Origin of the sequence: Anaerolactibacter massiliensis (assembly GCF_900290205.1) — a bacterium.
Lineage (GTDB): Bacteria > Bacillota_I > Bacilli_A > Erysipelotrichales > Erysipelotrichaceae > Bulleidia > Bulleidia intestinalis.
The window spans coordinates 241,749-264,716 of record NZ_OLMH01000002.1 but is presented as its reverse complement, the minus strand read 5'-3'; the positions used below and the strand labels follow the sequence as shown (position 1 = coordinate 264,716).

23 protein-coding genes are annotated in these 22,968 nt (G+C 47.3%); 5 read left to right on the top strand and 18 right to left on the bottom strand.

The annotated features are described in order from the left end of the window. The first annotated feature begins 450 nt into the window (after positions 1 to 450). The 3 genes from hydF (at position 451) to C7E00_RS04810 (ending at position 3,795) form a co-directional block, all read left to right on the top strand. Positions 451 to 1,686 carry a [FeFe] hydrogenase H-cluster maturation GTPase HydF gene (gene hydF / locus C7E00_RS04820; RefSeq protein WP_105303215.1) on the top strand — a complete coding sequence of 412 codons (1,236 nt, stop codon included), beginning with the start codon at positions 451 to 453 and terminating at the stop codon, positions 1,684 to 1,686. Continuing rightward, positions 1,683 to 3,071 (top strand): aspartate ammonia-lyase, encoded by a 1,389-nt coding sequence (locus C7E00_RS04815; protein WP_105303214.1) that lies wholly within the window; start codon positions 1,683 to 1,685, stop codon positions 3,069 to 3,071. The genes hydF and C7E00_RS04815 overlap by 4 nt, the downstream gene beginning before the upstream one ends. A gap of 196 nt (positions 3,072 to 3,267) precedes the next feature. After that, a complete protein-coding gene (locus tag C7E00_RS04810) occupies positions 3,268 to 3,795 on the top strand; it encodes an ECF transporter S component (protein WP_204378564.1) in 528 nt (175 codons plus the stop codon). Between the two features lie 81 nt (positions 3,796 to 3,876). On the opposite strand, the gene C7E00_RS04805 is transcribed toward C7E00_RS04810, so the two are convergent. Next, the gene (locus C7E00_RS04805) at positions 3,877 to 4,263 is read right to left on the bottom strand and encodes a hypothetical protein (RefSeq protein ID WP_135358164.1); all 387 of its coding nucleotides are present in this window, start codon (positions 4,261 to 4,263) and stop codon (positions 3,877 to 3,879) included. Between the two features lie 753 nt (positions 4,264 to 5,016). On the opposite strand from C7E00_RS04805, the gene istA reads away from it, so the two are divergent. Further along, the gene (gene istA / locus C7E00_RS04800; protein WP_105303211.1) at positions 5,017 to 6,501 is read left to right on the top strand and encodes an IS21 family transposase; all 1,485 of its coding nucleotides are present in this window, start codon (positions 5,017 to 5,019) and stop codon (positions 6,499 to 6,501) included. An 85-nt stretch (positions 6,502 to 6,586) separates the two neighbouring features. Here the strand turns inward: istA and C7E00_RS04795 are convergent, their stop codons facing one another. The 17 genes from C7E00_RS04795 to C7E00_RS04715 all read right to left on the bottom strand — a co-directional run bounded on the left by C7E00_RS04795 (position 6,587) and on the right by C7E00_RS04715 (position 22,289). Then, positions 6,587 to 6,949 (bottom strand): type II toxin-antitoxin system HicB family antitoxin, encoded by a 363-nt coding sequence (locus C7E00_RS04795; protein ID WP_105303210.1) that lies wholly within the window; start codon positions 6,947 to 6,949, stop codon positions 6,587 to 6,589. Then, entirely contained in the window at positions 6,936 to 7,187 is a 252-nt protein-coding gene (locus tag C7E00_RS04790) for a type II toxin-antitoxin system HicA family toxin (protein ID WP_105303209.1), read from the bottom strand. The genes C7E00_RS04795 and C7E00_RS04790 overlap by 14 nt, the downstream gene beginning before the upstream one ends. 276 nt (positions 7,188 to 7,463) lie before the next feature. Continuing rightward, entirely contained in the window at positions 7,464 to 9,098 is a 1,635-nt protein-coding gene (tnpC, locus tag C7E00_RS04785; RefSeq protein ID WP_105303208.1) for an IS66 family transposase, read from the bottom strand. Positions 9,099 to 9,157: 59 nt separating this feature from the next. After that, complete coding sequence (gene tnpB / locus C7E00_RS04780; RefSeq protein WP_105303207.1) at positions 9,158 to 9,514, bottom strand: IS66 family insertion sequence element accessory protein TnpB; 357 nt, start codon at positions 9,512 to 9,514, stop codon at positions 9,158 to 9,160. Between the two features lie 2 nt (positions 9,515 to 9,516). Further along, complete coding sequence (gene tnpA / locus C7E00_RS04775) at positions 9,517 to 9,807, bottom strand: IS66 family insertion sequence element accessory protein TnpA (RefSeq protein WP_105303206.1); 291 nt, start codon at positions 9,805 to 9,807, stop codon at positions 9,517 to 9,519. 1,094 nt (positions 9,808 to 10,901) lie between these two features. Then, positions 10,902 to 11,483: an NUDIX hydrolase gene (locus C7E00_RS04770; RefSeq protein WP_105303205.1), complete on the bottom strand. Its 582-nt coding sequence runs from the start codon at positions 11,481 to 11,483 to the stop codon at positions 10,902 to 10,904. A 72-nt stretch (positions 11,484 to 11,555) separates the two neighbouring features. Continuing rightward, entirely contained in the window at positions 11,556 to 11,882 is a 327-nt protein-coding gene (locus C7E00_RS04765) for a PDDEXK nuclease domain-containing protein (RefSeq protein ID WP_105303204.1), read from the bottom strand. Next, entirely contained in the window at positions 11,879 to 13,270 is a 1,392-nt protein-coding gene (locus C7E00_RS04760) for a macrolide family glycosyltransferase (protein ID WP_105303203.1), read from the bottom strand. The genes C7E00_RS04765 and C7E00_RS04760 overlap by 4 nt, the downstream gene beginning before the upstream one ends. Then, on the bottom strand, positions 13,267 to 13,485 hold the full coding sequence (locus C7E00_RS04755; protein ID WP_105303202.1) for an AbrB/MazE/SpoVT family DNA-binding domain-containing protein: 219 nt from the start codon (positions 13,483 to 13,485) through the stop codon (positions 13,267 to 13,269). The genes C7E00_RS04760 and C7E00_RS04755 overlap by 4 nt, the downstream gene beginning before the upstream one ends. A gap of 459 nt (positions 13,486 to 13,944) precedes the next feature. After that, the gene (gene tet(W), locus C7E00_RS04750; RefSeq protein WP_105303201.1) at positions 13,945 to 15,864 is read right to left on the bottom strand and encodes a tetracycline resistance ribosomal protection protein Tet(W); all 1,920 of its coding nucleotides are present in this window, start codon (positions 15,862 to 15,864) and stop codon (positions 13,945 to 13,947) included. A 371-nt stretch (positions 15,865 to 16,235) separates the two neighbouring features. Continuing rightward, positions 16,236 to 17,201, bottom strand: a complete 966-nt coding sequence (locus tag C7E00_RS04745; RefSeq protein WP_267490464.1) for a plasmid recombination protein — start codon at positions 17,199 to 17,201, stop codon at positions 16,236 to 16,238. A gap of 245 nt (positions 17,202 to 17,446) precedes the next feature. Then, a complete protein-coding gene (locus C7E00_RS04740; RefSeq protein ID WP_105303200.1) occupies positions 17,447 to 18,730 on the bottom strand; it encodes a helix-turn-helix domain-containing protein in 1,284 nt (427 codons plus the stop codon). A gap of 227 nt (positions 18,731 to 18,957) precedes the next feature. Next, complete coding sequence (locus C7E00_RS04735) at positions 18,958 to 19,938, bottom strand: 3'-5' exoribonuclease YhaM family protein (RefSeq protein WP_105303199.1); 981 nt, start codon at positions 19,936 to 19,938, stop codon at positions 18,958 to 18,960. A gap of 1 nt (position 19,939) precedes the next feature. Further along, positions 19,940 to 20,647 carry a hypothetical protein gene (locus tag C7E00_RS04730; RefSeq protein WP_105303198.1) on the bottom strand — a complete coding sequence of 236 codons (708 nt, stop codon included), beginning with the start codon at positions 20,645 to 20,647 and terminating at the stop codon, positions 19,940 to 19,942. Next, a complete protein-coding gene (locus C7E00_RS04725; protein WP_204378562.1) occupies positions 20,644 to 21,012 on the bottom strand; it encodes a plasmid mobilization protein in 369 nt (122 codons plus the stop codon). The genes C7E00_RS04730 and C7E00_RS04725 overlap by 4 nt, the downstream gene beginning before the upstream one ends. Next, a complete protein-coding gene (locus tag C7E00_RS04720) occupies positions 21,005 to 22,087 on the bottom strand; it encodes a site-specific integrase (RefSeq protein WP_105303197.1) in 1,083 nt (360 codons plus the stop codon). Before C7E00_RS04720 ends, C7E00_RS04725 begins: the two co-directional genes overlap by 8 nt. A 1-nt stretch (position 22,088) precedes the next feature. Continuing rightward, positions 22,089 to 22,289, bottom strand: coding sequence for a MarR family transcriptional regulator (locus tag C7E00_RS04715; protein ID WP_105303196.1), 201 nt, complete (start codon positions 22,287 to 22,289; stop codon positions 22,089 to 22,091). A 292-nt stretch (positions 22,290 to 22,581) separates the two neighbouring features. Here C7E00_RS04715 and C7E00_RS04710 point away from each other — a divergent pair, with 292 nt between their 5' ends. Next, positions 22,582 to 22,794, top strand: a complete 213-nt coding sequence (locus tag C7E00_RS04710; RefSeq protein ID WP_105303195.1) for an Arc family DNA-binding protein — start codon at positions 22,582 to 22,584, stop codon at positions 22,792 to 22,794. Positions 22,795 to 22,968 lie beyond the last annotated feature (174 nt).

Here is a 22,968-nt window from a genome sequence, read left to right as displayed (position 1 = left end):
GAATGAATCATCCGAGCACTGATGATCCGGAAACATCTCTCTGAAACCTGCTGAATACAGAAAGAAGACAGCTATGATTCAGCTGTCTTCCGTCTTGATCAATGCATGTGACCCTCAGAAACCCGAACTGTCAGAAAACTGTCCTTGACAACGGGGCCACTTTACTGAGGCAGTCCTTTTCAGTTTCATGAAAGCATCAAAATGCTTTGCCCCCGCAGAGCGGAAAAGAATTCAGAAAGTGCCTTGTTTCAGGCAGTTTCCGGTGCTTGGTCTCATAATTGAGACATGGTCTATAGGTACATAAACCTGATGACTGCTCCAGATTCAGAAGCAGAGTTTTCACGCATGCACAGAATTGTTTCTGCATCCTGCTGGTATAATAGACAGCGGCAGGATCTCTGATCCGGAAGATGACAGTCAGTCTTCTGACAGCGAAGGGAGAAATCAATCATGAGTCTGAATCATACGCCCAATGCCGAACGAGTTCATATCGGCATCTTCGGAAAGCGGAATGCAGGAAAATCCAGTCTGATCAATGCAATTACCGGACAGGATCTTGCGGTGGTTTCAGAAGTGTCCGGAACCACTACGGATCCCGTATACAAAGCAATGGAAATTCTTCCTTTAGGCCCGGTACTGCTGATCGATACCCCAGGGCTTGACGATACCGGAAAGCTTGGAGAACTGCGGGTTCATAAAAGCTGGCAGATTCTCAACAAGACAGATATTGCCCTGCTCGTCATCGATGAGCGTCAGGGGATTTCACCGGAAGACGAAGCAATTCTGAACCGGATTGCGAAGAAGCAGATTCCATGCATCATCGTGATGAACAAGCATGATCTGATGCCAGAAAATCAGAAAGTCTCTCTGCCGGAAAACACCGGTTTTCCGGTCATCGAAGTCAGTGCTTCTACCGGATACCATATTCCTGAGCTGAGGGAACTGCTCGCTTCGGTCTATCATGTCCCGGAAGAAAAGTTCCGCATTGTGGGAGATCTGCTTTCTCCTTCTGATTTTGCAGTGCTTGTCGTTCCGATTGATAAAGCTGCTCCGAAAGGAAGACTGATTCTTCCGCAGCAGCAGACGATCCGCGACATCCTTGAAGCAGATGCCACCGCAATTGTATGCAAGGAATATGAACTGCGAGAAACCTTGGAGAATCTCGGAAAGAAGCCGAAGATCGTGATCACGGACAGCCAGGTATTTGCCAAGGTTTCTGCCGATACCCCGAAAGATATTCTTCTGACTTCTTTCTCGATTCTGATGGCTCGCTATAAGGGAAATCTCGAGACCCTGGTAAAAGGAGTCAGTATACTGGATCAGCTGAAAGACGGAGATCGCGTTCTCATTTCCGAAGGATGCACGCATCATCGGCAGTGTGATGATATCGGGTCCGTCAAGATTCCCCGCTGGGTCCGGAATTATACAGGCGTCGAACCGGAATTCAGCTATTCCAGCGGAACGGAATTTCCGGAAGATCTCTCCTCCTACCGGATGATCATTCACTGCGGAGGATGCACGCTGAACGAGCGTGAAATGAAATACCGGATCGCATGCGCAGAAGATGCCGGTGTTCCGATCACGAATTACGGCATTGCGATTGCCTGCATGCGGGGAATCCTGAGACGGAGTCTGGAACCATTCCCTTCAATCTCTGCCTATCTGGAGAATCACAAAGACCTATGAAAGAAAGAACCAGAGAAGATAAAGACCTGCTTGGCTCGATGGAGCTTCCGCAAGAGTGTCTGTACGGAATTGAAACTGCCCGGGCGCTTTCCAACTTCCAGGTAACCGGAAGACCGGTACGCATGGAACTGATCACAGCAATGATCACCGTGAAGAAAGCAGCCGCACTCGCAAATCAGGATACCGGCAGACTGCCGGAAGAAAAAGCAGAGGCAATCATTTCTGCCTGTGATGAGATCCTGCGTGATTCTCATTCATTCCGTTCTGCATTTCCTGCCGATGCCCTGCAGGGCGGTGCTGGAACGACGACAAACATGAACGTGAATGAAGTGCTTGCCAATCTCGGCCTGAGACACATGGGCCATAAGCCTGGCGAATATGTATATCTTCATCCACTCGATGATGTGAATATGGGCCAGTCGACCAACGATGTCTATCCCACTGCGCTCCGAATCGCTTCCATCGGTCTGGTTCGGGCGCTCAGTCAGAGCTGCAGCAGACTGCAGGAAAGCCTGCAGCGCAGGGAACAGGAATACGACCGGGTCGTGAAGCTCGGACGGACTGAGATGATGGATGCCGTTCCGATCACGCTCGGAGAAGAATTCGGTGCCTATGCCCAGGCAATTGCCCGGGACCGCTGGCGGATCTACAAAGTGGAGGAACGCCTCCGGCAGATCAATCTCGGAGGAACCGCGGTCGGAAATCGGAATAACACGACAAGACAGTATATGTACCGGGTAACGGATCATCTGCAGGAGCTTACCGGATACGGCCTTGCAAGAGCGGAATATCCGATGGACCTGACGCAGAACTGCGACGTGTTCGTTGAAGTATCAGGTCTGCTCAAGGCACTTGCGGTCAACCTGATCAAGATCTCCACGGACCTTCGGATCATGAATTCCGGTCCTTACGGAGGGCTCAGCGAAATACATCTGAAACCTCTTCAGGAAGGAAGCACCATCATGCCTGGAAAGGTGAACCCGGTCATCCCGGAGATGGTCACGCAAGCTGCGCTTGCTGTGATCGCTGATGACAATGCCATCACCTCAGCTGCTTCGATGGGAAACTTCGAGCTCAATGCGTTCATGCCGCTGATCTCCGACCGCCTGCTGGAAAGCCTGACTGTGCTGGATCAGGCAGTAAGAACGCTTCAGGAAAAATGCATTGATCTTCTGGAAGCAGATTTTGCCGGCTGCCGGAAACATCTGGATCATGCGCTGATCTATGCCACGGTTTTATCTCCGTATATCGGATATGAGAAAGCATCTGAGCTTGCATCAGAATGCGGCAATGACCGGAAGAAGTTCTGCGAGAAAGTCATTGAAGAAGGACTGATGACCTCAGAAGAACTTCATCGGGTTCTGCATGCCGAGAAACTGGAATAGCAGATTCATGCATGAAAGGTCCTGGGCAATCCAGGATCTTTTTGATGCCTCTCACTTCGGTCGGAAATGCTGCACCATCTTTCCGTATCTTCGCAGTCAGGTGATACAATAACTGCTGGCACGAAGCCCCGAGGCAGTCTGAATGCTGCTTGATCCGCAAGAACATGAATGTTCAGGAAGAAAGGGGATCCTGATTTTGACCGCAGAAGTTCATACACTGACTCTCTCTGCAATATTTCTCGCACTCGGACTTATCCTGCCGTTTCTGGTGCTCCAGATTCCGGCCATCGGAGCGATGCTGCTGCCGATGCACTGGCCGGTCTTTCTCGCCGCTTATGTATGCGGAGGCCGCTATGCAGCGCTGATCGGCTTCTTATGCCCGCTTCTTCGCAGCGCCTTATTCGGCATGCCGGCAATGTTTCCGAATGCAATCGCCATGGCCTTTGAACTTGCCGCCTATGGTGAAGTGACCGGAATGATCTACCATCGTTCCAGAGCAAAAGACCTGAAGACGATTTATCTTTCTCTGATTTCAGGCATGATCGCCGGGCGCATCGTATGGGGAATCGCTGAAACCATACTGCTCAGCACCGGAGCAGCCCATTTCACATTCCAGGCATTTCTTGCCGGCGGATTCCTCAATGCCCTGCCTGGCATTATCCTGCAGCTGATCCTGCTTCCCGTTCTTGTGAATCGACTGAGGAAGACAGGACATCTTCATTGATCATCATCTTCGGAAATCTCAGATTCGGCGGCTGAGCAATCGGGTCTATCTGCGCTGACGATGTGCATAGAACAGTTCTGCTCAGAGCCAGACAGCTGGAGTCTTCCAGCCCGCATCGAGTTCAACATGATCCGTATACAGACAATGCTTTTCATCTTCTGCAGACAGAATGATCTCGTGATTCCATAATGGCACGAGATCATTTCTTTCTTCGGTATAAATTCCTTCTGACAATCCGAAACGCACGACATGAATCCGATGAATTCCAAGCGGAAGAAATCCGAATACACGAAAACGGAATGCATAATCGATTCCTGCTTTCCAGAACGTATCCTGGTTTGGCTGTACCTGGACAAAAGAAGCCCATGGAGCAGCCACCTTCTGCAGCGTCTGCAGTTTCTGGAGTTCAGAAAATACCGTTTCTGCAGAAGCAGAAAATCCGGAAGTTCTGTGAACTGCTGTTCTCATAGCTGTCTTCACCCCCTGCGCATTCTCACATGCATGAATGCAGGGATACCGCATGTTCATGCAGCGTTCCTGCGATTCAGGATTGATTCTCCTCCATGTTCAGATGGAGGCCAGGGCATGTTTTCACGGGTATTCTTCTGTCTGGAGAATATCATAGTTAGCTTTTCAAACAATAAATCATTCCTTCTCCTCACAGCTTTAGTCCTGCCGATCGGCTGACTCTGATCGTTCATCGATGCCGACCATTCCAGTTACTGCAGAAGCGGGATCACATCGCTGAAGATCGTCCAGTGGCAGCATGTTCCCGAGATCAGCAGAATGACGGGATTCTCATAATCTGCGAAGGTATAGAACTTCATGATCTTTCCACTTTGCTGAATGCTTCTTTGCTCATCAGCTGAGCATATTCTTCCGGCCTTTCCATTTGAAACCCGCAATGTCCATAGCCTTTCATCACGAGATACTCAGCTTCCGGATAGTTCTTCCGCAGTCTTCTTTCCGCTTTCCGGGCTGGTTCTTTCTCTGAATAGAGAAAAGTAAATTTCCTGATCTCATCTTCATCAAATGCAAAAACGCAGCGAATTGGGGCGCGAGTTCCAATCTAATTGGGGCATAGACACAATCTAATTGGGGCAGTTTTCCACAATGCCGTGGAGCCCAGCGACACGGCCGTTTCTCCGGGAGTATTCCCGGTTTTTTTACTCCTTTTCTCTTCAGACCTAAACTGGTTTCAAGGAAAGGAGGTGATATTTCATGGTCAAAGTTAGTGCTTATGTGATCCGGCAGGCTGTCCGCTTCTGCGAGGAAGGTTATTCTCAGCGTGAAATCGGAAGGTTCTGCCAGATCGGCAAAGGAAGTGTATTCCGCCTTCTGCGCAAGGCTGAAGAACTCGACCTGACTTCTGCGGAACTGGACTCGATGACTGACGCAGAACTTGAACAGAGGTTCTTTCCTTCGCGCAGCGAACCAAGACGCGACAAGGTGGTGCCGGACTTCAGAAAGGTTCATGATCATCTGAGGCACACGCATCATCGATCACTCATGCATGAATGGTTTGACTACCGGGAACAGAATCCTGATGGTTATTCGTATTCCAGATTCCTGGACCTTTACCGACAATGGTGTAGAAAGTTCTCAGTGAAACCGGTACTTCTGCGCAACGAAGAGCCCGGAAAGTGCATGTACATCGACTGGAGCAGCGACACGGTCACTGTGATTCTTGATAACGAAGAGGTTACCATTTACTTCTTTGTCACCAGCATTGGTGCAAGTGAACTCGCTTATGTTGAGCCGTTCCTGGATATGTCAACGGAAAGCTACATAGCTGGTAACGTTCATGCCCTGCGATACTACGGTGCTGTTCCTAAAGTACTTGTCCCTGATAACTGTAAAACGGCAGTGATTCGGAACAAGGACAACGAAGTGGATCTGAACGAAGCATTCAAGGAAATGGCTGCGTATTATCAATGCGTTGTGCTGCCAGCCCGTCCGCGGTCTCCGACAGACAAGAACGATGTCGAAGCCAATGAGCATCATTCCGAGGACTGGATCATCAGTGACATTGAGCTGCATAAGGAGCAATTCCACTCATTCCGAGATATTCAGATTGAATGCAGGAGGCTGCTCGACAGGCAGAATCAGCAAAAGTTCAGAGGCACAGATTTCAATCGCTGGGATTGGTTCCGGGACACAGATCTTCCGGAAATGAAGATCCTGACGCAAAAGGACTTTGTACTACGCCAAAGATATTACATGACGGTCCCTAATTCCTATCATGTTCATATCAAAGGTGATCGGCAGCAGTACTCCGTTCCTTACCAGTATATCAGCAAGGATGTCGTCATCCTTTACGATCTATCGACGCTTGAGGTCTATCTGAAAGGATACAAACCGAATGATCTGCCGATTGCCCGCCGGGAACGTGTTTATTCCTCAAGGCTGAATACCGTCAATACGAATCCCGCCCACAGACCTGAGTCTCATCAGATCGCAGTTAATTTGGGAGTCAAGGATTCTGAGTGGTACCTTGCAAAGGCAAGAGAGATCGGACCGTATACGGAAAAACTGATTCACCAGCTTCTTGTCAGTCGTGGCAATCCGGAATCCATGTACAAGTCATGCATGGGAGTGATCACGATGACATGGTCAGGGCACAAAGATCGGGTAACAAAGGCAGAGCTCGAAGGAGCCTGCAGATATGCCTTAGCGATTCATTCGAATTCGAAAATGAAATATTGATTCTTACCCATTTGGGTTAAGCTCCATGACAGGGTTTACGAACTGATGTTATCAAATTGTTATCAAGGAATGTTATCAGGTATCCTTACACCTTCTCCAGTGCGTCATTCTTAGAGAGTAAATACACACAATACTGATTCATACTGACACCTTCTTCTTTAGAATGCGCTGCCAGCGTCCGGTGAAGACTTTTCGGGATTCTCAGCTTAAACTGTCCGGAATAATCGTCGAGCGAAACCGGCTCTGCAATCTCTGTCCCTTCCTCTAATGCAGCTTCCAGCCACGCCTTCTTTGCATCCGCAGCATTTTTTACAACAGATTCCACAGTTTCCCCGACCGTAATGCAGCCGGGAAGTTCAGGATAGCGAGCAACATATCCACCTTCATCCGAATCCGGAACAATCTCTAACTTATAGGGAAGATTCATATAATATTCAATCGTTTTCATGTAATGATTCCTCCTCCACGACTTCACGCACCATTTCTACATATACTTTCTTGATTGGCTCATGCTTTGGAATCGTAATAGGACTTTTCCCAGGCTTGCGGAAAGTGTAATGGCTGCTTCCGCTTTTAGGTGCGTTCATCACATATCCATAGCTCTCCAGCACCTTCCTCAATTCATCAAAGCGCATGTCTTTTGATAGAGAAAGAATGCGACTTAGTAATTTCTCCCATTTCGACATTGTGTACTTTTTTTATTATTATATATGGTGTCATATTTGGTGTCAAATTAATTTTTCAACATGTCCTTTGAACAATGTAATATCAAAAATCAGGTCCACATCTGTCAGTGGAGAAGTCTCATCTGTTCATCCACTAACTCTATTGATCAAAAAAGTATTGCAACTGATGTACCCAATTTATACCGTAAGCGTCAATAGGTCTGCATAGTATTAACCCCGGCACACCAAAGTCTGAAAAGGCGGACATAGATGTGCCGGGGGATTATCTTTGATAGGCTATCTGACTCTCAGCGTATCGGGAAGCTGATCGGAATAGGGCAGGATTCGTTCTATGGATTTAGGGCTCAGATCATGTTCAGTCAGTTCACGGAAGAGATATGCCAGATATTTCTCTGGATCCAGATGATTCAGCTTAGCAGAGATCAGAATCGAAAAATAATATGCACTGACTGTTGCGCCTCTCTCTGTATCCGCAAACAGGAAGTTCTTTCTGGCGAGAACGATCGGTTTCATTCCCTCGCGTTCCGCAAGATTGTTGGATAAGGCAGCCTCTCCGTCTTTCAGATAATTCATCAGGTATTCCCACTGATTGTTCAGATAAGTAACTGCCTCTCCAAGCTTGCCGGTCTGCAGATAAGTTACTTTCAGATAGTTGTTGTATTCCTGGATTTCCTCCATGATCGGTCTTGCCTTCTCATTGCGGACTTCTTTGATTCTTTCGGGATCCGCCTGTTCAGCTTTAAGGCTTCTCTCAATATCAAACAGCTTGTCCATCTTTGCGACCATCTTAAAAGTATCCGCAAATCTCGGATATTGTCTCAGTATCTTTTCTTTTTCGCCTTTCTGCTTCGCTTTTTTGAATGCACTGTAGGTTTCCTTGTCTGCAGTCATGGCATCAAAGAATTTTCGGCGAGCATGACTCATACATCCGACTTTCATCAGAGCGGGCAAGTAATTTGTATATGCCTGATACCCATCTGATTGAATAATTCCATGAAACTGTGTCCCCAGTATTCCGTAGAGGAAAGACTGTTCTCGAGTTTTGCTATAAAAGAACAGAGCCATCTGTTTCTTTTCAAACGGTCCTGTCAGCGCTCCCCAGATTCTGCACGCCTGCCGTCCCTCTTTCTGCAGCCATTCAAGTACTTCCAGTTCCGTTTCATCCATGTTCACAACATGGCACTGTCTGAGATCTGCAGTCATTCGATCAATGACTGCTTTCAGGTATTTCTCTCCGCAGTGAATCACCAGCTGGCAGATATATTGTTTAGAGAGTGGAATTCCGTTATTCGAAAGATGCTTCGCAATCCGGTCGAAAGGAAGACCGAGAATGTACTTCTCATACGCAAAATGTGCAGGGAGTTCCGGAGAAGCAGGAGAATTCTTAATCATCCGCTTCGGTTTCTTTTCCTTCGGCACTTCATGAATGATCGTTTTCTCTTCGCCTTCTTCAGTGATGAAGGTATAAGCAAAACGATGGCAGATGATTTCTTCCGTATAGTATTCCGCTCTCTGGTAATGAGAAATGCGGATTACCTCAGGCGCAATCTCCTTCATCTTATGACCATCCACTTCAGTGGATTCAGGGTAAAGATCGGTTCTCTTCTTTACAGGAAGCTCCTTCAGATGATCTTTACGAGACTTCTTCTGTTTCGTCTTTTTCGTTTCCAGTTTCTGCTGTGGCTCGGAAACCTCATCCGAAGAGTGATCCGCAACAAACTCAGCTTCATTAAAAAGAGACAGCTGTTCAACAGAAACATGTTCACTTTTTGAGCCGAACTTATCACGGCGAGCACTGTTGATTCTCTCTTTCAGAGAGCAGTTGGCCAGATACATCTGATACATTGCATCAAGCATCTGATCAGCAGTGAGTGAACTGTATTTCTGTTTGAATTCTGCCTCAGTTTCCACGTAATTATTATACCGCAGAAACCTCAGAAAAGCTTATAAATAAGCCTTTTTCCGAGACTTCACGCACACTTTTTCGAGACTGCTTCTATAGACCTTTTCTGATCAATTTTCAGTCCCTGCATCAGCCATCCGTACTGCTCCTCGGTGATTGCGGCCGAATGATTTTCTTCATCACGAATCCATTTGAAATGGTTTCCTTTTTCAAGCCGTTTGTAGAATAGCCAGAACCCAGTAGAATCCCAGTACAGCATCTTCAGCTTGCTATGATCCTTGTTGCAGAACAGGAATATGGAATTATCAAAGACATTCATATGCAGTCTGTTCTGCACCACTGCAATATACCCGTCAATTCCCATCCGCATATCTACCGTTCCGGTAATCAGATACAGCCGGACGTCATCTCTTACCAGTTTCATAATCAGATCCCCAGAAGCCTGCGAAGGTCATCCGTACTTCCGCAGATGTTAACTCCATTGATCTCAACCCTGATGAACTCACTAGTGTGATCGGTTACTGCGACCGGAAGCACTTCATAACAATCAGAACCGCAATCATCGACGGCTTCTCTCTGCTCACGATGGAGGTGCCAGTAGAATGCATCATAATTGAACCCTTTCTCTTTGCAGTAATCCTTGATGGTTTTCCCGCTCTGCTGATACTCCGTCAGAAACGGAAGCCACCATTCATGAGTATGAATATCTTTTACCATAATCCTTCTCCTTAGCCTCTCTCCAGGATATGGTCTTCGGCAGCCTCCAACAAGTTGCAGTCCTATTGACGCTTACTTTATACCCAACGGTTGCAACCAGTAAGGGTATTCAAGTCAGTCGATCGCTCATCAATTAGTACCCCTACCGGTCTTCTCGAGTTTCAGTAATTAAAACCGATAAGACAACAAATACCACTACTAAGTTATCCTATTCTGTTGTTCCAATTGGCAATTCTGATATTATGGTATTTTTCCCTCCATGTGCGGTCATTTTGCGGTCAGAGAAATCAAAAAAATCCCGCAAGCCCTTGATTTTATTGGGCTTGCGGGATTTTAGAAACTATTCCCACTCGATAATTACGGAGTATTTATCGTTAGCTTCTATTATTTTTATTAACAATTCTTTGTTTTGAATACACAGACTATCTCTTGTATACGAGTTTTTATCCCTTTTTTGGGTCAATTTTTGGTCATCATTCAAGCATTCTGATTCTGTTGAATATTCTGGGCATCCTAGGGCAAGTGTTACGGATCTTCAAAGCCATTGATCCGGAGCGTCAAGGACGGGCAGTAATTACCAGTCGTTTCCGGCACCGAAGTCCTGCGTTCCGGAGCTGTAAGTCCACCTTCCTGCATGCATAACCCAGCTTGTTTTATTCCAAGACGGGTTTCGTCGTCTATCCAGGTTTCTATCCAGGTTGGTGAATGTCAGTCATTTCTGGTTCTCATTGACTTGTCGCCAAGGATAATGATCCGCTCTGCATATGCTGTGAGTCGGTCCATGATTGCTTCGGCAACTGCACCGCTTCCGAGACGTTCTCTCCAGCCGTCCTCTGCGTACTAAGAGCCGGAAATCGTTGCACTATGCCGATATCTTCCCTCAACAACATCAAGGACCTGTTCACATTGTCCTTCTTTGACAGGATAGAGGAGTCAGTCGTCAATGATTAGAAGGTCTCTGGAGTGGTACCTCTTCAGCCAGTAATTATGCATAGGTTTATTCGAATCATACGCAGCAAAGAATGGCTGATCAGCACTTTCTTTTATGTGCTGTTCTCTGGGTTCAGGAATTTCAAACCAGTCAGATAATGCCTCTAGGATTTCTCTGGCAATTCTTTGTTTCTGATTAATTTCTTCTCTTCTATAATTGTTATTTCTTTACTCATCATATATTCGTCATCTCCAATCCCTAATTTCAAATCCTTAATGAAATTTAGCATTCTCATTGTTGCCAACTCATTGCGAGGCATTAAGCGCAATTCTTCTGCCGTTACCCATTTATATGCAGATGTTTCACCTTCCTGCAATACCACGCTGGTTTTATCAGCATCAGTCTCGCACAGATAGTCCACATATATTGATTTATGTAGGTGATGTAACACACGGCCGACTTCTGTAAGCTTATCTGCTTTAATTCCGGTTTCTTCAGAAAGTTCCCTTAACGCACAAGTCATCGGATCTTCTCCCTGAAGCGCAGACCCTCCTGCAGTGGCTTCCCACATTCCGCCCAGATGCTTTCTTGGATCTCTTTGCATAAGCAAATAAGTACCATCGGCATGTTTTACTATAATTTCACATACAAGATGGAAAACTCCGTCCGGGACTTCTTCTCCACGGACTAAGGTCATTCCCTCAATCTTATTTAGTTTTTCATCATATGCATCCCATATTTCCATAAATATCCCCTAAGATTTGCAGGACGCTGTCTCGCAAATCATTAGCATAATAGTGCAAACCGACTTCCACTATTAATCACATTTATATTTATCTATAATCCTTGATTCTATGTCATCTAAGCTAGGCACAGTATTCTGCAATTCCTTCGGAACATCATCAAATAACCTATATTCACTTACTCCTATCGGCTTAGTCATATCTTTAAGTGCATATTCTGCAACAATCTTATTCTTGTCCCTGCATAGGATTAAGCCAACTGACGGATTATCAGCCTCACTTTTCACCTGATCATCAAGAACGGACAGGTAGAAATTCATTTTACCCGCATATTCAGGAACAAACTTGCCAGTCTTTAGTTCTACTGAAAAAAAGTAATGCCCAGAAAACAATCCATTCATTGTTGGATTCTGCGCAGCATGGAAAAATATTTCCGTTTTTGTATTGCCTTGCCGATCGGATTAGACAGAATACCGGCTGCAACACCAATGATCCACACATATTTCCAGCTGAAAAGAAATCCGATCAGATTGATGGCGGCGATGATTGTTGCCCAGTATATGAAGTGGAATCTCACTGTCGTTTTATTCAGCTCACCGACAACATCTAATCCGTTCGATGAATGCGGTGCATTTTCGATAAACTCCGCTGCTCCGGCAGCACCGGTACAAGAACGAAAATCTGTACTGCACACTTCTGCGGCTTTTCCGTAAGCGGCGTTGCTCAGAATCTCATGTACAGACGCCCGGATTCCGTCAATGGAATCGTCATTTAAAGCCGTACCTGCGCCGATTTCCATTACCCTTCTCGCCACTGCTTTCTGCTCACTTGTCTGGGGATAGAGCACCATCGGTGCAGCCATATAGAGGCTTTCGGAAACGCTGTTCATACCGCAGTGCGTTATAAAAACGTCCGCTTTGGAAAGAATGTCAAGCTGATCAACGTAGGGATACACATGGATGTTGTCAGGCAGCACTCCCAATGACTCACGGTTTACAGCATTCCCGCATGAAATGACGACGTTAACATTCTGATCCCGCAATGCTTCAATGCATTTAGTGTAAAAATCCCGTCTGTCGTTGATAACGGTTCCCATGGAAATATAAACGAGCGGGCATTCCTTCGTTTTATCCGGAACGGCCTTTGAAAATACAGAGGGCCCTACAAAGGCGTAGTGGTCAGAAAAGCTTTCCGCATAGGGCTGAAACCGCCGTGAAGTATAGACGATGCTGTCCGTCTGATTATCGCTCTGTACCAGTGGCAAGGCGCCTTTCACATGATAGCCGTAGGGTTCGAGTGTTTTTAACTCCTTAGAAACCCTCGGCAGCCCGAGAATCATATCTGCCAGCTCTTTCGGCGTGTTCTTCATGTACTGTGATGACAGCTGGTTAAAGGCGAAGGTACTGGTGGAGACCACCAGTGGCACATGATGCTTCCATGCGTTCAGTTTGCCCCAGAAACAAACGGAATCCGAATAAATGACATCGGGCTTGAAGGTCTTAAACTCTTTATCAAGGAAGCTGTCCATACGAAGCGTGATCCGGATGTCCTGCAGTGTCATTTCTGTCGTGGAAATATTCTTTAGTCCAGCTTCTTCCTGCTCCGTGAGTTTAGGAAGATACGCATCGCATGAGATAAACTCTGCGCCTGTTGCATTGATCTTATCTTCAAATTCGTCGAACGAATAGAATCGGACGGTATTCCCTCGTTCCACCAGTTCCGCAGCAACCGGTAGCATGGGATTCGTATGACCGTGCGCAGGAATGCAGAAAAAGGCGACCTTTTTCATTCCTTGTCACCATCCCGCTCTTGGAATGCGATCCTGAACAATTCTGCAAACGCTCCTTTTGGGGGAATGGCGATCCCCCGCTTATCATCGCCAAGAAGAAGCAGAGTATCTCCGGGCTTGATCCCGAAGATATCCCGCGCCTGTTTCGGTATTACGATTTGTCCTTTCTCCCCGACGGTAGCCGTCCATGCATATTTCCCTTCCGGTGCTTTCATTAATATTGCCTCCAGAGTATGATTTGTATAACAAATTATACTCTCTTCGCGCGAATATGTGTCAAAGGGAAAAGAGCGGCGGGGATTTCTCCCCCCCGTTGCCAAATTGTTATCATAATGTTATCAACGCTGATAACGCAAAGCAGCAGGCACTCCGAAGAATGTCTGCTGCTTCAAGTAATTCAGAATAATTCAGCACATTTTGAGTCAAAAGCTGCATTATTCCAGCTCGCAAAATGAAACTTAATTCTAAACGCTTTTGTTTGGGAGATTTGATATCATTTGATTTTTCCTGATACCTATTATCCTTATCCTATGGGCTTGCCGAACTTTTGCTATCATTTGGCTATCAAGGAAATGGCTATCAACGGTAAAATTAGATTGGTTTCTCTGGTGGTTTACAACTATATTTTACCACGAAAGACAGGGAAATGCAATAACCTTCCTCGCTGTGGTGTATCAAGTGATCTTACTGAACATATAGCGCACCTTGTCCAGGCGGCTGTTTGGACGGCGGGGCTGGATGACTGGCTTGCCGACAGCGGCCTGATACCCTTTCAGTTCTGTAAGGCATACGCTCTGCCCGCTGGTGTAAAAGGCCAGATCAGTACGGTATGCCTGTATGCAGCGGACGGGAATCTCGCCAGTAAAGACAACTTCATCCTTTTTTACCTGGGCCGTTTCAATGGTGGCACAGTATTTCGGCGCATCATGATAAGCCCTGGAAAGGTATTCCTGGGGTGCATAGAGGGTGAAGGAGAGATAAGGTTCCAGCAACTGCGTCCCTGATTCCTTCAATGCCTGTTCCAATACAATCGGGGCCAATGAGCGGAAGTCCGCCGGCGTGCTGACCGGACTGTAATAAAGCCCGTATTCAAAGCAAATCTTACAGTCCGTTACGTTCCAGCCGAACAAGCCCTGCTCCAGCCCGTAACGGATACCATCCCTGACAGCGTTTTGAAAACTCTGGTTCAAGTATCCCAGCGAAACCCGGCTCTCGTATTGTACACCGGAGCCAAGCGGGAGTGGTGTAACAGACAGTCCGATGGATGCCCAAAACGGGTTGGGCGGCACCTCGATATGGATGGTGTGGCTGGCTGCTTTGAGCGGCCGCTCCATATAAATGACGGTGGGTTCCTTTACCACTGTTTCAAGCTTGTATTTTTCCGACAGCAAAGCGGAAACAACCTCCAACTGCACCCGGCCCAAAAAAGAAAGAATGATCTCATGGGTGATGGAATCCACCTCGCAGCGCAAAAGCGGGTCAGTATCCGCAAGTTGCGTAAGAGCGTCCAGCAGCCGTTCTCTTTGCGCTGCCGTTTTCGGCGCAATCGACGTCCGCAGCATGGGGAGGGGGTCCTCACGCCACCTTTTACGAGGGAGCCGGGTTGGGTCCCCTAATACATCGTTTAACCTCACGCTGTCGCTGGGAAGGATAACAATTTCACCCGGATAAGCGGTGTCTGTCCGAACAATTTCCCCTTTGGATGGAATACGCATCTCTGTGATTTTCAGCTTTTCTCTCCCGGCCAGGGCCACCGTATCCCGCAGGCGCAGCGTTCCGCTGTATAGCCGTAGATAGACACGCCGCTGGCCGCAATCTGTATACTCCACCTTGAAAACGCTGCCGCATAGGGCGGCGCTCCCCTGTTCCCCAATCGGTTGGAACAGCCCTGTCACCGCATCCATCAACGGTTGAATGCCAAGGCCCTTTTTGGCGCTGCCATAATAGACCGGGAACAGGGAGGCGTCTTGAACCCGCCGCTGTTCCTCCCGCACAAGTTTTTCCCGGCTGATTGGTTCTCCTGCGATATACTTTTCCAATAATTTATCGTTATTTTCGATGACCGCATCCCATGCTTCTATGTCGGTATTTTCCTCCAGGACTATTTCCGGGGACAGCGACACCGTCTGCTTGATGATAATATCGGCGGAGAGCTTATCCCGAACAGACTGAACCACGCTCTGCAAATCAACGCCAGCCTGGTCGATCTTGTTGATAAAGATAACGGTGGGAATGTTCATTTTCCGCAGGGCATGGAACAGAATACGGGTCTGGGCCTGCACGCCATCTTTAGCGGAGATCACCAAGATGGCCCCATCTAAAACAGCCAAAGAGCGGTACACCTCCGCCAAAAAATCCATGTGGCCGGGCGTATCCACAATGTTGACTTTACATCTGTGCCACTGGAAGGAAGTGACTGCCGCTTGAATGGTAATCCCACGCTGCCGCTCCAAAAGCATGGTGTCCGTCCTCGTTGTCCCTTTTTCGACGCTCCCCGGTTCTGAAATGGCTCCGCTGGCATATAGCAGGCTCTCCGTCAAGGTTGTCTTTCCAGCGTCTACATGGGCAAGAATCCCGATATTGATAATGTTCATGTCTATCCTCCATACAAGGCCCAAATGGGCGCAAAAATCCCCAGCGGCTAATACTTTTACCGCTGGGGATCATGACTTCGGACAAACAGAAGTATGACGGCTTACATGAGCCGCTGTCCGTCACGATATTTACTAAAAAGGCAAAAGTATTCTTAAATTGGGTACAAAAACTAAGCCCCTGCAAGGGGCAATCATTTTTGCGCCCATTATCAAATTTTATTTAAGAATACCTTGCCGCATATTTGGTAGACTCCTCAAATCAGGATAATAGCAGTATATCATAGTACACTCTAAAAAACAAGAAATTATTTTACCCGATTCCCCAAATAAATCAGGAGGGCATTCACTGGAACACCCTCCGTTTTTGGTGATTATCGTGCGCCTAATCTTGCTTTTTGCCTTGCGTCCCGTTTCCGTTCCTTTTCAGCCTGTTCCTGCTGGTAAGCGGCCTCTAATATTCTGTCCGCCTGTTCCGGGCCAATGGCCCGCCTGACCCGCTCATAGTCCCTGACCTTTCCCTTTAGACTGTCCCTCTCGGCGCAGACCTCGTAAATCCTTTCTGATAAGGAACTATTTTTGCTGACCTCCCGGCCATAGTCCGCTTGCAGCCGCTCAAATTTGGATTTGAGGTCGCAGTAGGCCCGGTAGACAGACCGCAGCACCTTGACGATCTTCGCCCATAAGGGCTTGGCCTTTTTCTCCCGGTAGGCCCTGGCCGATTCCAGCGGTCCCGCTTCTGGCAAGACCTGTTCCGGGTCGCTGGAAAATTCCTCCGCCAGCTTCTCCATGCCTTTCAGCATGTGGGCCACATCGTTTAGTTTGGCCTTGGCCTGGGCCGCTTCCTTTTCGGCAGCTGCCGCCTCCCTGTTCCTTCGGTCAACCTCGGCCTGGGCCAGCACAGCCGCCTCCTGAAGCTGTGCAAGCCGCTCCTGTTCACACTTCACCTTGAACTGCGTGACCGTCAGATGTTCCTCGGAACTGCCACGCTCTCCACGCTCCAAGTCCGTGTAGCCAGCGGAGCGCATCTGCTGAAAGAAATCATCCTGCAAGACGCTGTACGACTTTCTCAGCACAGGCTTGCCCTTTGCTGTTCGTAATGGCTCCCCGGTGGCCTCGTCTACTGCGGGCTGGGATGCCCACTTTTTGCTCATGCTGACCTGCATAACGGTTTCTTTGACCTTGCCCACCAGGGATTTGTCCTTGCACCGCTTTGTCCATCGTATCTCCTTCTCCACCACCGGGATATAGACCACATGGAGGTGGTAGTGGTACACGTCCTCTCCCAGCGCCTCGGACATAGCCCGGTTGCGTTCGTCGGCGTGCATGACCGCCGACAAAATATACGCTCAAGTGAAAAGTTAAATTCCACTTTAGAAAGCAAGTGGAAATAAGTCGTACAGAAGCGATGAACAGAGCATAATTTCGCTCTCGGTCATCGCTTTTTGCTTGCGTTTCTGCCTTGTGGACCTCAGAATAAAAGTATCAAGAGATCTAAAGAGACGCGTTGAAAGTCAATGAACTTTTAGCAGTTCATTGCCGTGAAACAGTTATTTCAACTTGCGGATCGACGGCTTTTGTTAAACTATCGTCTCTTTAGCACGTATGGCTTCAGAATCACTTCATCCGAATTTGAAATGTTATGGAGCCCGAATTCATAGAATTTCTTTGCCGTTGGGTGGCTGAGAAATTCAAGGAGCTGAAAGGATGACTTGCCGTTCAGCTTTTCTTTTGGGTACGAGTTGATGTTTTCAGAGATGATATTGCATGCATGCTGGTCAATGAGACCGATCGCCTTAAGATCGCAGCCTTTGGGACAGATTTCCCGAAGAAGGAGATGAGCGTTTTCGATCGATCCTTTCTGCCATGAAGCCATCGGATCACAGAAGAACATCCTTGTCCTGCGTGTTCCATCGGATCTGACTTCGGCCTGGTCCGCACATGTAAATTCTGAGCCTCTGTCTGTCTTAATGACTTCTACTTCCCTGTTGAACAAGTCATGCCCGAGAATCTCATCAAGGAGATCGATGCCTGCAAGCATATCAAGTGCGGTTTTCTCTTCATGATACAGGCAGAGCAGAAGATCGTACCGGAGGAACTTGAATGTCTGAATAAAGGGACCATTCGTGGAATCGTTATATACAGTGTCCATTTGTACGACTCTGGCATTGGGATTTGCGGCCATGTATTCGTCGTATTCCTTACTGGTCCGGCCTTTGGTATAGGAAAGGTCCCGACGAGGCTTAAACTTCAGCTTTTTGGGCGGTGATCTGCGAACCTGCTTCTTCAGGTCCAGGCAGTTGATGGTAATGCCGGCTTCTCTAAACACACCGGTTTCGATATAGGTGTAAACGGTCTTTTCGCTCAGGCCAATCTCCGGATGTGCTTCCAGAATGGCGTAGACGGACTGTCCTTTCTCAAGCAGGGGTTTAATCAGTTCACCAAGTTTCCTTATCGTACTGACTGTAGCGTTAACTCCTGAACGAGATTCCACGAGAGTATCTCGGTAAGCAGAGTGGGCATGATCGGCATAGTATTTGAACTTGTTAAACCGGCAGCTGCTATACTTCCCGCAGCCGTTGCAAGCCCCGGGAGAGCGGTCTCTTCTCGCACAGGTAAATTGAACAAAATCCGTACAGTCAGTTGTACAGATCCTGTTGAATCTGCAGTGAGGGTAGGCGGCACATTCCAGAGGCAGCTTGAACTTGTATGCAAGCTCTCTGTGCCGCTCAATTTCTTTGCCGATTGTAGACTTATCCTTGCCGAGAAGATCCGCTATAGCTTTCTTGCTTGATCCGTTCTCAATGCCTTTCTGAATGATCTGACGATCACCGAACGTAAGATGCGACTGTTTTTTAGCGGCTTCCATATAGGAACCTCCTTTCAAGAAGAAGCCGTCGATCCTACCAAATGATACAAGAGGAATGAAAGAGTAAATTCAACTGGAAGTTAGTGAAAGACATACTTCCACTTAGCACTCCCTGAAGTGGAATTTAATTTTTCACTTCACGTCACTAATATTTTGCACTGAAAAGGCCTTGATCATTATGCAGATCAAGGCCGGGTGATGTATACTTGATTATCAAAGTTTGCCATTCATTCTTTTGGGCGATAAACGCGTACGTTATCAAGGAAGAAATTTGTAGTTTCTGCTGTTTCTCCGGGCTTCAAATCCTTGTATGCATCCTCAAAAATCCAGACTCGACTATCAGTAAGATCACAGAGATAGAGCAAATAGGCTTCAAGAAATTTTGGTTGCACACATGCTCCAAACTCCGGGTTTCCATGATGGCTCAGCAACATATGCTGCAACAGCATCTTCTTTTCCGGGTCGACAGAAAGATCATCGCACACTTTACCAATGTATTCGGCACCGATAAATAAATGTCCCTCAAGATTGCCCTCATTGGTGTAGCCACTGACCAGATCGAACTTGCTACGCTGAAATTCCCGAATCTTGCCAATGTCATGTAAAATCACGCCGCAATACAGCAGTTCCGCATTGATCAGCGTCGGGTACGCCGCAACAAACCCTTTTGCGACCCTGAGCATACCTGTCAGATGCTGAAGGAGACCGCCAATACCATTTTCATGGACTTTCTGTGCAGCGGGGATCCTCAGTAACACTTCTCTGTTATCTGACAGTACTTTCTCTGTTAACCGCTTGTAATCCGAATCGTGAAATCCATCTACCGTATTCCAGAGTTCGGAAAACATATTTTCCAACGGCTCCGGCGCCATGGGCAGCAGCAGTCTCAAGTACTCATCCGGAATAGGATGATCATCCGGTATACGCTGAAGCAGGTTAACGTTGATCTGGAGCTTGCCGTTGTATGTCTCGACTGTGAATCCTGCATGTACTGCTTCACCGGCAACGAGAGCATCCATTTCCGGCTTTTTCTCCCAGACCTTGCCCGAAATAGAACCCGTCGCATCCTGAAGTGTTACAGCTAAATAGGGTTTCCCAGTTGTCGTAATGCGAGGCGTGATGGCCTGCAACAGATATACGCTTTTGCAGGCCATCCCTTCTGCGAGTCCGTTGATATCCTGATGCTGATAACGTCTTGTTTCGTTCATGTCAGATCTCCAAACAGGTAATGAACTCAGACGGGGATTCTTCCGAATCCGGGTTCAGCCCATTCTCTGCCCGAAAGGACGCCTTCCTGTTTCCCTTTTCAACAGTCAAATGATTGCTGAATTCCGTCCATCCATGGGCATTAAACCAGTGATCATCATAATCATTGCCGGTCTGCTGAACAATGTTTTCCATGAATGATGCCATATTGAACAGCGTTCCGTCACTGAGATTCTGGATATTGGCATCGATCACAGCCATAACCAGCTCGCTCAATCCAGTCTCCTTGGTGACTGCCTGCTTCAACGCTGCCCATGCAAAAGTGGCAAACATATCATTGCTGAGGTTCAGAGTATCATCCACCATAACGCTTGTTGCTGCGTCGTACATCCGCATCCGTTCTGTAGCTGAACTCAGCGATTTTGTTCTTGCTTCTTTTTCTTCAGTAAGCAGATTGCTGAAGGAAAGCCAGCCATGCTCGCAGAGCCAGTCATAATCGGATTCGCAGGAACACGACTGAACTTCGCTTTCCATAAGCGATGACATCATGAACACTGCACCGTCATTAAGATAAGAAATGCTGGGCAAAATGGATGCCATCAGAAGCTCTCCAATATCAGGTGCCTCTGACACCGTATACCTGATCGCTTCCAGTGCAAATACGCTGAAGATCTCACTGCTCATTGCTACGTGGTTGGTTGTGTTTCTCATTTCCTGTTCTCCTTTTCTTCTTTAGATTCATGGATTCGATTGGTTCCACAATCGATTGTTGCCTGATACATTTCGACGATATATGCGATCCGGTCCAACTGCTCATCGCTGAGTTCACCGCCCGTTTTGAGTGCTTCCAGCTCATGAATCATCGCTTCAATCTCCCTCTTCAAAGCAAGGAAGACACGAGGATTGCCCGTCACTACGATTTCGTGATTCAGAAGCTTGCTGATGATATAGTCCTGACTGGTCATTCCCGACAAATGAACCAGAGTCTTGAGTTCAAGATACTCATCCTGCGAGAGACGGATGCCGCAGAACTTATTGCGCCACCGTCCCTTCGCATCCAGTGTTTTCCTACTCATTCGTTGCCTCCTTCTGGATATCATTCAGTTTGCCAGCCATCTTCCGCTGTACATTCGGGAACAGATGCGCATAGTGGAATGTAATGTAAACACTACTGTGACCAACGCGTGAACCGATCTCCAATGCGCTGAACCCCTCATGAATCAAAAGTGATACATGGGAATGCCTCAAATCATGAACCCTGATCTGATGGACTCCAGCTTTAGCTGCGCCACTCTTGATATGCTTGGTCAAATGGCTTTTCGTCAACGGGAACAGTCGCTGATCATCCTGAGGGTTGTAGATCATCTTCAGATAGTCCCGAAGCTCATTGATAAGGAATTCGGGAATTTCCACTTTCCGGACGCTCATATCGGTCTTGGGGCTTGTGATATGCTCCTCCCCGTGCAAGATATAAAACGTCTTGTTGATATCGATGTATCCCTCATCGAGATGGATATCTTTAGGAGTAAGAGCAAGCAGCTCACCCTCCCGCAGCCCTGCCCAGTAAAGAACCTCAAATGCGTAGTAATACATCGGCTCCGCCATTTCTTCCAGAGCGAATTTCCGGTATTCCTCAGTCGTCCAGAAGGAAATCTTCACTTCCTTATCCGTTCCAAGGTTTCCGACAACTGCAGCTACATTTTTCGGAAGCTCGTAATACCGAACCGCAAAGTTCAGTACAGCCGACAACTGATTGTGAACCGTCTTGAGATAAGACTTACTCAGCTTATCTCCGTTTGGCATCCGATATGTCAGCAGCATATTCTGCCAAGACAACACATCCGCTGCCGTAAGCTTGTTCACCGCACGTTCCCCAAGATAAGGCGTTATCCATTTCGAATAGATCATCGTCTTCTCATAGAAGGTGTCAGGCTTAATCCGTTCCTTCATATTGGTCATGTAGAGATCGATGAAGCTGGACAGCGTCATATCCAAGGTTCCTGCAGTTCTCAGCTTGAACTGGTTTTCCCAGGAAAGGGCATCCCTCTTCGTTTCGAACCCACGTTTCGTGAGCCACTTGCGCTTCCCGTCCCAGGTCAGATAGCTGAGCTTCACAATCCACGATCCGTTTTTCTGCTTATATGCAGGCATATCAGTGCACCCCCAGACCGCCGTAGATGCGCGTCTCGAAGTAATTCTTACTGACACGGCCATGAATAGTCAGATAACCCATCTTCTCAAGCTCTGTATTCATCGAAGCAATGACCTTATAGGCTTTGGAGACAGATATTGACATGATCGCTGCTACGTCCTGAGCATTCAGGAACAAGCTTCCACTGGTGTTGTTGTTCATCCTTATTCTCCCTTCTTCTAAGTGGGGAAATAAAACGCCGCGGAGGTACTTCCTCACGCGGTGTTCCAGATGAACATCGTTTCCGAGTGCTTGCATTGATATTGCCTAAAACATACAATATCGATGCGGTGCAGCTCGGCTGCTGTGAGGTACCAGTCCTACCTTGCAGGTCTGAGGAGGTGCGAACTCTTCAGGCTGCCGCTTTTTATTTCCACCCATAATGTAGCATACATGGTACCATGTGTCAAGCGAACTTAATAGTTTCTGTGGTATAGTCTTAACAGAGGTCACCATGGTAAGCGAAGCGAAGAAAAAGGCAGATCGTAAATGGGAAGCAGAAAAAACGGATGCTGTACGTTTTCGCGTACCTAAAGGCATGCGCGATAAGATCAAGAAGTGTGCGGAATTAAACGGTGAAACCGTCAATGATATGCTTCTGCGGTTGGTCGAAGCTGAAATGAAACGCACTTTCCTTAATGGAGAAAGTGGCACAGATTCGCAATAGCCACTATTGAATACAGATAGAAGGTAAATCTTTTTTCTTCTGCAGCGGCAGTTACTCTCTATAATACACTGCCGCTTTATAGCGTATTCATTCGCAAGATATCCCGCTTATCCTCGCTCTATTCATTCGTTGAAACAATCATGCATTCATGTCATATGCCTGATAGTTTCCATC

What these genes read in the sequence shown, in the direction of transcription:
- C7E00_RS04770 (WP_105303205.1), bottom strand. Translation starts at nt 11,483, where the DNA reads ATGGAAATATGGGATGCATATGATGAAAAACTAAATAAGATTGAGGGA.
- tnpB (WP_105303207.1), bottom strand. Translation starts at nt 9,514, where the DNA reads ATGAAACTGGTAAGAGATGACGTCCGGCTGTATCTGATTACCGGAACG.
- C7E00_RS04720 (WP_105303197.1), bottom strand. Translation starts at nt 22,087, where the DNA reads ATGCCTGCATATAAGCAGAAAAACGGATCGTGGATTGTGAAGCTCAGC.
- C7E00_RS04790 (WP_105303209.1), bottom strand. Translation starts at nt 7,187, where the DNA reads ATGTCGAAATGGGAGAAATTACTAAGTCGCATTCTTTCTCTATCAAAA.
- C7E00_RS04760 (WP_105303203.1), bottom strand. Translation starts at nt 13,270, where the DNA reads ATGAAAAAGGTCGCCTTTTTCTGCATTCCTGCGCACGGTCATACGAAT.
- C7E00_RS04730 (WP_105303198.1), bottom strand. Translation starts at nt 20,647, where the DNA reads ATGAGAAACACAACCAACCACGTAGCAATGAGCAGTGAGATCTTCAGC.
- C7E00_RS04795 (WP_105303210.1), bottom strand. Translation starts at nt 6,949, where the DNA reads ATGAAAACGATTGAATATTATATGAATCTTCCCTATAAGTTAGAGATT.
- C7E00_RS04710 (WP_105303195.1), top strand. Translation starts at nt 22,582, where the DNA reads ATGGTAAGCGAAGCGAAGAAAAAGGCAGATCGTAAATGGGAAGCAGAA.
- hydF (WP_105303215.1), top strand. Translation starts at nt 451, where the DNA reads ATGAGTCTGAATCATACGCCCAATGCCGAACGAGTTCATATCGGCATC.
- C7E00_RS04765 (WP_105303204.1), bottom strand. Translation starts at nt 11,882, where the DNA reads ATGAATGGATTGTTTTCTGGGCATTACTTTTTTTCAGTAGAACTAAAG.
- C7E00_RS04805 (WP_135358164.1), bottom strand. Translation starts at nt 4,263, where the DNA reads ATGAGAACAGCAGTTCACAGAACTTCCGGATTTTCTGCTTCTGCAGAA.
- C7E00_RS04725 (WP_204378562.1), bottom strand. Translation starts at nt 21,012, where the DNA reads ATGAGTAGGAAAACACTGGATGCGAAGGGACGGTGGCGCAATAAGTTC.
- C7E00_RS04740 (WP_105303200.1), bottom strand. Translation starts at nt 18,730, where the DNA reads ATGGAAGCCGCTAAAAAACAGTCGCATCTTACGTTCGGTGATCGTCAG.
- C7E00_RS04715 (WP_105303196.1), bottom strand. Translation starts at nt 22,289, where the DNA reads ATGAACAACAACACCAGTGGAAGCTTGTTCCTGAATGCTCAGGACGTA.
- C7E00_RS04735 (WP_105303199.1), bottom strand. Translation starts at nt 19,938, where the DNA reads ATGAACGAAACAAGACGTTATCAGCATCAGGATATCAACGGACTCGCA.
- C7E00_RS04815 (WP_105303214.1), top strand. Translation starts at nt 1,683, where the DNA reads ATGAAAGAAAGAACCAGAGAAGATAAAGACCTGCTTGGCTCGATGGAG.
- C7E00_RS04755 (WP_105303202.1), bottom strand. Translation starts at nt 13,485, where the DNA reads ATGAAAGCACCGGAAGGGAAATATGCATGGACGGCTACCGTCGGGGAG.
- istA (WP_105303211.1), top strand. Translation starts at nt 5,017, where the DNA reads ATGGTCAAAGTTAGTGCTTATGTGATCCGGCAGGCTGTCCGCTTCTGC.
- tnpA (WP_105303206.1), bottom strand. Translation starts at nt 9,807, where the DNA reads ATGGTAAAAGATATTCATACTCATGAATGGTGGCTTCCGTTTCTGACG.